Source organism: Methanobacteriaceae archaeon (assembly GCA_013403005.1).
Classification (GTDB): Archaea; Methanobacteriota; Methanobacteria; order Methanobacteriales; family Methanobacteriaceae; genus Methanobacterium.
Map to the genome: position 1 here is coordinate 26129 of JACBOA010000022.1, position 6603 is coordinate 32731.

Annotated in this window: 6 protein-coding genes; 1 reads left to right on the top strand and 5 read right to left on the bottom strand. The window is 37.2% G+C overall.

The features are described from left to right. Nucleotides 1-341: 341 nt before the first annotated feature. The 3 genes from HVN35_11160 to HVN35_11170 all read right to left on the bottom strand — a co-directional run bounded on the left by HVN35_11160 (nt 342) and on the right by HVN35_11170 (nt 3518). On the bottom strand, nt 342-626 hold the full coding sequence (locus HVN35_11160) for a hypothetical protein (protein NYB53100.1): 285 nt from the start codon (nt 624-626) through the stop codon (nt 342-344). A 76-nt stretch (nt 627-702) separates the two neighbouring features. Beyond that, nucleotides 703-1551 carry a nucleotidyltransferase domain-containing protein gene (locus tag HVN35_11165; protein NYB53101.1) on the bottom strand — a complete coding sequence of 283 codons (849 nt, stop codon included), beginning with the start codon at nt 1549-1551 and terminating at the stop codon, nt 703-705. A gap of 323 nt (nt 1552-1874) precedes the next feature. Further along, complete coding sequence (locus tag HVN35_11170) at nt 1875-3518, bottom strand: hypothetical protein (protein ID NYB53102.1); 1644 nt, start codon at nt 3516-3518, stop codon at nt 1875-1877. An 807-nt stretch (nt 3519-4325) separates the two neighbouring features. Here HVN35_11170 and HVN35_11175 point away from each other — a divergent pair. After that, on the top strand, nt 4326-5270 hold the full coding sequence (locus tag HVN35_11175; GenBank protein ID NYB53103.1) for an SDR family oxidoreductase: 945 nt from the start codon (nt 4326-4328) through the stop codon (nt 5268-5270). A 304-nt stretch (nt 5271-5574) separates the two neighbouring features. Here HVN35_11175 and HVN35_11180 read toward each other — a convergent pair whose 3' ends face one another. Further along, a complete protein-coding gene (locus HVN35_11180; GenBank protein NYB53104.1) occupies nt 5575-5739 on the bottom strand; it encodes a hypothetical protein in 165 nt (54 codons plus the stop codon). A gap of 544 nt (nt 5740-6283) precedes the next feature. Then, nucleotides 6284-6454 (bottom strand): hypothetical protein, encoded by a 171-nt coding sequence (locus tag HVN35_11185; protein ID NYB53105.1) that lies wholly within the window; start codon nt 6452-6454, stop codon nt 6284-6286. Nucleotides 6455-6603 lie beyond the last annotated feature (149 nt).

Below are 6603 nucleotides of genomic sequence, written 5' to 3' on the forward strand. Positions count from 1 at the left end.
CCCCCTTTTTTTGTTCCAGTTTTTCCAATATTTTTCAGCAATTTTTCCAAGTATTCCTGTGATTTCTAATAAACCCTGGTTCTGTTATTATCTTCCTCTAATATCACAAGTTGTTAAAAACTAGCCCGGTTTTTTGTGCGCAAACTCACTAAGACGATATATTATTGTGACTTATAATGAGATAAAACTTTAAAACCAAAAAAATAATCAATTATTCTAAAAAAAATCTTCTTTCAGCCATTAACCCCCTATTAAAAAAAAGTAAGAAAAAAATGAAATATTTATTATTGCCCCCTAGACCTACCTCAATACGCATATCAAGGTTGAAAATCAAATTTGTTTTAGGTTTTTTTATTAATTATTTCTTCAATACCCCTTATTATTTCTTTAACACTTTCTAAACTTTTTTTAACTTCATGAGGAGAAATTTCTCTTTTTGGGGAGCCCAATTTCACATTACTATAAAAATCAACATTTCTCACTTCCCATAATAAGTCCATTTCATCCTTGTGATTGCTTAATAACTCTTTAGCTCTTTTTTTCCTAGAACTATGACTGTAATAATCTTTTCCATTGATTTTATCCGTTAATGAAATAACAGCTGATTCAAAAGCAGCATATGCCAATCCAGCTACACTGCAAGGTCACCCTGTTCATACAAATCTTCTGCCGATTTTAACAGATTTTTGGCCCTTTCCATGTCTAAGTCAGCCATATTCTTTCGCCTTGATTCGATAAGTCTTTTTCAAGAGTTTTAATAGTTTCATCAATGTTTTCAATCTTTATATCTTTTTTAGGAATGGTAAATCCCTTTTTTATAACAGATTGAACTTCCCCAGTGGTTATCTCAGCCAGGTTTTCATAATAATCCTTTGAATGACCTTCCAGAGATTCAGCTTTTTTCAAGAATTCCTTTGCTTTTTCCAGACGATAAATAAGGTAAGATTTAGGGAAAGAATTTAATTGGGCTATAACCTTGAATACATCGCCTTTAAATACAATTCCGTTGATGAGAGATTCTAATACCACAAAATCCACAGGATCATGTATATCATCCCAGGTGTACTGGTGAATTTCGAACTGGTATGGTAGAAAATCGTACTTTAGAGTGTTGAGGGGTTTTTCACTTACCACTAAAACATCCACATCACTCTTTCGATTTGCCTGGCCAGTGGCTACACTCCCAAAGAGTATGAAAAGCTCAACATCACCTGCAACCTGATTATATAATAGATCAACTCTATTTTTAAACTCAGGGGTGATATTCAGTCTTTTTTCTTCCATGAATAGTTTCCACATGATCTGGACTATAGACATCTCATAATTTATTCTGAAAACCTTTTTGCGCTGGTTTTTTTTCTTAGTTATGATGTTACGAGCACTTAAAACTTTTAATATCCTTAAAACATTTGATTTGGAGATATTAAGTTCATTTGATAGTTCAGTTAGCCCCCATGTTAAGTAAGGCTTCTGGATCATTAAACGCAGTATTTTAACTGTATTTCTAGCTGCAAGATCTTCCAAGTTAAATTGTTCTAAATTTAGTACCATATGTTCTAATATAAGTACTCAAATTTATAAAGGTTTGGAACATACTATTATTATATAAGAAATAAGTATTATTAATATATGGTTCAAAATAACTAAACCTAGTCCTGGTTTTTCAGGGTGGTACCAAAAAACTGTCCAACAATGATCCAGATATGAGTATAGGAGATCATCCCATATCAAGGAAGGAAGACCCCAGAATGGATAAGATAAAGAAATTAAATTACCAGATAATATCGAATGATTTAACATCCAAGTATACTGTCAATAGGATTTATATAACTTAGAAGAATAAAAAAAAAGAGATTTGTGAGGTATTAACCCCACTATTTTTTCCTTGTACTGAATAGTCCACCCAATACCATCAGGGTAGCCAGGATTAATCCAGCTATTGGTGCTCCTGTTTTTTGCATCCCTATGGTTTTCTCAGTGCCTGCGGCCTGGGTTATCACCACATTGGCTGGTATGGGAGTCCAGAATCCGTCCAGGAGGGCGAATAGCCGGGCAGTTCCCCATCCATCGTTGGCGCGTAGTATGGCGGTTATTATTCCATTGACTGTTCCATAGGTTACCTGTTTGCTTCCCACATTTCCCAGGTCGGTGGTTATGGTTATGAAGGTGCCGTCTGGTATGTGGCCCAGGCCGGATGTGTCTTCACCATTGCTGTTGATGGTTACTCTGGCAGTGATGGTGGATGTTCCTCCGTAGGGGATGCTGGTGGGATTGGCCAGTATGGTAAGGATCAACCAGGGGTCGGTGTCAACCAGTGCTGCGTCTCCTCCAATGTTTTTAGGGTTGTCCTGGGGGTTGCTGTTTGATCCCCACCAGTTGTTGGTGGCGTCCACCAGGTAGACAGTATTATCATCACTGAATGCTCCACCGCTAGGAGTGCGCAGGTAGACTCCGTAGTATTCGTTGCCTATGATACGGTTGAGGTTGACGTTGCGGTAAGTGGGTGTTACTGGTCCTCCTGCACCTCCTGAGAAGATGTATACTCCGATTGGCTGGTTATTGATGATGTTGTTGCCTATGATGCGGTAGGATGCAGCGTCCAGGTGGATGGCTCCACCAAGAGCTGAGTTACCCTGGAAGGTGCTGCCTGTGACCAAGAGGTCTGAGAGATATCCAGAGAATATGGCTCCACCAGCTTGAGATTCTAGTGCAGTTAAGTAGTTGCTGGTGAACTGTGAGCTGGTTACGGTGAGTTTTCCCCGGTTATATATCGCTCCCCCTGCATTACCTGCATGGTTTCCAGTGAACTGGGAGTTGGCTATGGATACATCCCCCATGTTTATATATATGGCTCCACCGTTCCAATCAGCATGGTTAGCAGTGAATTGGCTGTTTGAAATGGAAGCTGCTCCGTTCTGGATGTAAACTGCTCCTCCAGCTACACCTGATCCTGCGAAGTTTCCGTTGAACTGGCTGTTCTGGATGTTCACTTGATTGTTGCTGTATATGGCTCCTCCGTTGGTGGTGGCGTGGTTGTTGGTGAATGCACAGTTGGTTACTGTTAATGTTCCCAGGTTGCCGATGGCACCTCCGTAGCCGTATTCACCGTTTTTCATGGTGAGGTCCTTGATGGTGACTGTGGCACTGGATTCAATTTTGAAGATTTTGCTGGAGCCCAGGGCATCGATGATGGTGGAACTGGTCCCGGCACCGATGATGTTCATGTTTCTGTCTATGGCCAGGTTCACATCTGAATGCCCGGCACCGGTTTTGTTGTAGGTTCCAGCAGCCAGGTTGACATTTCCATCGGTTTTGACTCTGGAAAGCCCCACTTCTATGCTCTGCACCGGACCCACGTTACCCGGTCCTGGAGTGGGGGATGATCCATCCCAGGTGTCATCTCCATCAGTGGCCACGTACACATTATCCAAGCCATTAGCAGACACTGCTCCACATAATACCAGGGTGAAAAGAAGAACACTAATAAGGGTGATTATTGGAATCAATTGCTTTTTCATTTCTTTTTCACCTCCTTTTACAGTTATGTCCAATAGGCAGTTTTACAATAGTTTATAATAGTCTATTTCGTATATTTCGTATGATATGCCTATCATAAAGCTGCACTCTTATCAAAAGTTATTCAAATTTTCTTATCCCCAGATTCGATTAAAAGTAGTATAATCAAATCCTGATTTTGAATAACTTCCAAGGTTTAAAACTGTTTTTTAACTGAAGGAGGGAAGAAATTTATTGTTAATTGCTAAAAAAAATCTTAGATATGTCTCATGATTCCCCTAGCCCCTTTTACTGAATTTTCACTGAATCCGAACATTAAGCTATCTGAGATTAACTTAATGTTAAATTATATTCTTTATTTTGGTTTATTTATAATTATCTGAAAATATTGGGAACCGGGTAAAATCGGGTAATATCTACCGGGGGTTATTTTACTAAAAACATACGTGATGGATTCAAAAAGAGCCGTTAAGATGTAAAGAATAACCATACCATGTCTTGAGTTATGTAAAAAGAATAGAAGAATATAACTAAAGTTAGATATCTTAATAGGTAGTGTATCAGTTTGAAGTCCATTAAAACCTTTATAGTAATAAACTAATAGGATATCCAAAAACGTTTTCATGGTTTGTAAAACTTTAATTTAAAGTAATATATGATTAACAATATTAATTTCATTAAAAATTTAATCTAATATCGATGTTAAAATGTATTTGATTAAAAATCTTATTTGATTAAAAAACTGATGTAAAATATTTTTATCAACAAATGAATGCTATTATCAACAATTGAATGGCGGAGATGAGATCATCAAAAACAAAAAAGTAGTGGTGACCGGAGGTCTGGGATTTATAGGATCCCATATTGTGGAGGAACTGCACCCGGATAATGATGTTTTTATTGTGGATAATGAGTCCACAGGCAGGCATGAAAATATTCAGGACTTTGATCTTAACCGGATCAGCCTGATACTGGGGGACATAACTGAGATAGATCTTCATGAAATCATGGAGGGTGCTGATTATGTTCTGCACCAGGCAGCATTACCCAGTGTTCCCCGCAGTGTAAAGGATCCTTTAAGGTCCAATGAAGCTAATGTAACGGGTACCCTGCGGGTGCTCATTGCTGCCAGGGACTCGGATGTGAAGAAGGTAGTTTTGGCATCATCTTCATCTGTTTATGGTGACACACCAGTACTGCCCAAAGTAGAGACCATGCCCCTGAACCCTAAATCTCCCTATGCCACCACCAAAGCAACTGATGAGCTTTATGCCCAGAACTTCACTGATATTTACGGCCTTCCAACTGTTTGTTTGCGCTACTTTAATGTGTTCGGACCCAGACAGGATCCCAACTCCCAGTATGCTGCTGTGATTCCCAAATTCATTACTGCCATTATGAAAGGAGAATCCCCGGTGATTTTTGGTGATGGTGAGCAGAGCCGGGACTTCACCTATGTGAAGAACGTGGTGCAGGCCAATATCCTGGCCTGTGAAAGGGATATGCAGGGTGTTTACAATGTAGCCTGTGGCAGGAGAACCACCCTTAACCAGCTGGTGGATATGATGGGCGAACTTTTCGGTAGAAAAGTCAATCCGGAATACACTGCCCCCCGACCGGGAGATGTGAAACATTCACTGGCAGATATTGATAAAATAAGAAAGCACGGTTACAAACCACAGGGAAAGTTCATTGAGGAACTTGAAATAACCAAGGACTATTTTATAAACAAAAGCACTATTCTAGAACAATAATTCGCTAGTGATGGTGCTAAACTTAAATTTTCTTTTGTTTTAGGATTTTAGATACATTATACGTGGGATTTATTTGTTTTGTTCCAATTTGAGTTAAAATTCAACATTTAATCCCTATTCAACCATAAAAATTGAAATATGCATAGATTGAACAAGGTAGAACATAAAAAAATGTAGAACAATTCAGTGCGAATCCGTGGAAACTCCTTTAAGTTGGATAATATTTATATTAAAAGATAATTTCTCTATTTATGGACTTCAAATAGCTCAAATTATTGATAAAAAAAAAGATTCCGCAAAAGTATTAGTTTATTTTAACAACTTCACCATTGGCTTTATGAATAGTAACTTTCTTATTCATTTTTACGGATTTTCTGATTAACTCATCCTTATCAAAAGGTTTACTGTGAAGGACACGAATCTCATTGACACCTTTATCAATTGGAACTAAACCTTTGGTGACTTTCATAAATGCATCCCCATAAATTTTCTTTGTATGTTAATTAATTATACATGATAACTTATATAATTCGGGTGTCTGTTTTATGTGAAGTTTTCCAAGGCGTAGATTTCTTGGATTTCGTTTTGGCCGTAGGATTATTATTATTCCTAGTAAAATTACATTTAGGTAGGCTTTTTTTATAGACTGAGCGTTTGGTATGATGCGTGTATAATGGCCTAATCCTAAGTTTTCTTTGAGGAATTTGTAATAATTTTTCAATTTTCCATCTTTTCCTTCGAAAATCCTCCCATATTGGGGAGTAATTCGAATAATCGTTCTCTTAATTTCTTGTATATTGCTCCGGACTTATTTCTATAGTCAAAATAATCTAATGGATTGATTATTTTGTCTTTTAACACTCCTAGAATGGTTTTTTTTTATTTGGAAATATATAAAGGAACAAATTTTTGTATTTGTTTTATACCGTTTAAGTAATGTACATGTAACTGTAAAATCCTTTTATCTGCTAGTATTAGTTGTCCTATTTCTTATTAATCTTCTTCTTTTTAGTTCATGCATTTATTTCATCCAATATTTTTTGTATCATGGGGTGAACCCAGGATGAATTAGTATTGCATAGTGGTCTTAATGTTTCGTATTCAACTGCTAATGTCATCTTGAAGCCTGCGTAGTGGCCTTTAGGAGGTTGAAACGCCTCATTTATAGTCTTTATACAAGGCATGTTTGCTTTTGAAAATGTACTATTCCATTAAATTTCAAATCAATGATTAAAGGGGTTGAATCAATTAAAACAGTTTTTATGTCGCGTATTTTTTTGAATTCTAGTTTATTTAATGTTTTTAATGCGAGTTCCAAGTATTTTTCTTCATT

Excerpts from the sequence above, each read along its gene's own strand:
- HVN35_11165 (NYB53101.1), bottom strand. The coding sequence starts at position 1,551 with ATGGTACTAAATTTAGAACAATTTAACTTGGAAGATCTTGCAGCTAGA.
- HVN35_11170 (NYB53102.1), bottom strand. The coding sequence starts at position 3,518 with ATGAAAAAGCAATTGATTCCAATAATCACCCTTATTAGTGTTCTTCTT.
- HVN35_11180 (NYB53104.1), bottom strand. The coding sequence starts at position 5,739 with ATGAAAGTCACCAAAGGTTTAGTTCCAATTGATAAAGGTGTCAATGAG.
- HVN35_11185 (NYB53105.1), bottom strand. The coding sequence starts at position 6,454 with ATGCCTTGTATAAAGACTATAAATGAGGCGTTTCAACCTCCTAAAGGC.